The 554-nt window shown below is 63.5% G+C and carries 1 protein-coding gene; it reads right to left on the bottom strand.

Going from position 1 to position 554, the window contains the following annotated elements; all coding sequences use genetic code 11:
• Positions 1 to 526 (bottom strand): P-loop NTPase family protein (locus tag PKE99_RS39435; protein WP_271215173.1); only part of this gene is annotated, 526 nt, incomplete at its 3' end.
• Positions 527 to 554 lie beyond the last annotated feature (28 nt).

The following is a 554-nucleotide window of genomic DNA, read 5'->3' on the forward strand; positions in this document are numbered from 1 at the left end:
CGGCCAGCCCGCGGTTCGGGGTCTTGTCGGCGATTGGGCCGAGAAGTCCCTCCCTGTCCATCCGGACATAGGCGCTGCGACTGGATAGCCAGGCTTCGCAGGCGGGCAATGACCGGAAGAGTTCATCCGCCACCGCGCGCTCCGTCTCAGAAAGCCGGACCTGCACGCGGCTGAACACCACGGAGAAGCCGGCAAGCTCATCTGGTTTGTCGACCCTGCCTCGCAACTTCAGATACCAGCTGGCCGTCTCGAGCGTCTCGCTGAGATCGCCGCGCGACAGCATCATCGGACAGATGATCCGATGGGCGGCGACGGCCAGCACGTCTTGCGCCTCAGACCCGCCACCGAAGGTGTCGATCAGGATCAGATGCTCCTGGTCCGGCTGTTCATAGATCTGGTCAATCGCCTCGACGACCCGGTGCGCGTCAAGCGTGTGGATCACCTCGACAAGGGGTGACCAGTTCCCAGCCTCTTGCCCCGCCTGCATCCACTTGAGGCAAGACCTCGATGCGTCAGTGACGAAGATCGTAGCCGTCTCGCCGCGACTTGCTGCA

Source organism: Pseudonocardia halophobica, from assembly GCF_027922425.1.
Lineage (GTDB): Bacteria > Actinomycetota > Actinomycetes > Mycobacteriales > Pseudonocardiaceae > Pseudonocardia > Pseudonocardia halophobica.